Below are 1,313 nucleotides of genomic sequence, written 5' to 3'. Positions count from 1 at the left end.
CCCAGGCACAAGGCTTCGCCGCCGTATTCGACCAGGTACTCGCCGATGTATTCAGTAGCCATGCTGTCCGCGCGCAGTTTCCACAGACTTCAAGGATAGCCTCCACAGGCGGTTCCTGTCTCGCCCGTTCTTGCGTCAGGCTTTCCGCTGCCCCGCGTTGGCGCGGATGAAGTCCGCGATCTTGGGGCAGACCCGTTCATGCCAGCGGCGTCCCGAGAAGATGCCGTAATGCCCGACGGCCGGCGCGGTGTAGTGTTCCTTTTTGCTGCGCGGGATGCCGGTGCAGAGGTTGTGCGCCGCCCGCGTCTGGCCGCGGCCGGTGATGTCGTCCCATTCGCCTTCGATGGTCAGCAGCCCGACATGCTTGATGTCTTCGGGGCGCACCGGCTTGCCTTCGACCTCCCAGGTGCCGGTGGCGAGGCTGGATTCCTGGAATACCGTCTTCACCGTCTCGAGGTAAAACTCGGCGGGGATGTCGAGCACCGCGTTGTATTCGTCATAGAAGCGGCGATGGTGCTCAACCACCTTGTCGCTGCCGTTCCTGGCGAGGTGCTCGTAAAACTCCTGGTAGCTCTTCGCATGGCGCGCGGCGTTCATCGCGACAAAGCTGAAATGCTGCAGGAAGCCGGGATAGACGCGCCGGCCCGCACCGGGGTAATTGGGCGGCACGCGGTAGATCACGGTGTTCTCGAACCAGTCGAGGTCGCGCTCGGTGGCCAGCTGGTCGACCATGGTAGGCGACTTGCGGGTGTCGATCGGGCCGCCCATCATGGTCATGGTGCGCGGGACGAGCGGGTCTTTTGCCGTGGACATAAGCGCTACAGCGGCGAGTAGCGGCACCGACGGCTGGCAGACCGCGATCACGTGCAGGTCGGGCCCGAGGAAGCGCATGAATTCCTGCAGGTAGTACACATAGTCGTGCAGGTGGAATTCGCCCTTGGACAGCGGCACCATCTTGGCGTCGATCCAGTCGGTGATATACACGTCGTGCTCGGGCAGCAGGGTGATGACGGTGTCGCGCAGCAGGGTGGCGTGATGTCCGGACAGCGGCGCCAGCAGCAGCACCTTGGGTTGCGCCGGCACCTGCATTGCTGCAGGGTCCTTGCGGAAATGCTGCAGGTGGCAGAACGGCTTGTCGAGCGCGACAGTCTTGCTTACCGGGACGGTAACGCCATCGACCAGCGTGGAAACGATCTCGAAATGCGGCTTTTCGTATTCCTTGCCGAGCCGGTACAGAAGTTCGAAACCCGCTGCCATGCGCTGTGAAAACGGCGTGTAGGCAAAGGGCGACGCGGGATTCGTCAGGAAGACAT

At 62.8% G+C, this 1,313-nt stretch carries 1 protein-coding gene; it reads right to left on the bottom strand.

Annotated features, from left to right (window positions below; translation table 11 throughout):
• Window positions 1-135: 135 nt before the first annotated feature.
• Window positions 136-1,305: a polyhydroxyalkanoate depolymerase gene (locus AYR66_RS28065; protein WP_088710795.1), complete on the bottom strand. Its 1,170-nt coding sequence runs from the start codon at window positions 1,303-1,305 to the stop codon at window positions 136-138.
• Window positions 1,306-1,313 lie beyond the last annotated feature (8 nt).

The organism is Noviherbaspirillum denitrificans (assembly GCF_002211445.1).
GTDB classification, from domain to species: Bacteria; Pseudomonadota; Gammaproteobacteria; order Burkholderiales; family Burkholderiaceae_D; genus Noviherbaspirillum; species Noviherbaspirillum denitrificans.
Note: the sequence above shows the minus strand (reverse complement) of the source record. Positions and strands in the feature narration are given on the sequence as shown.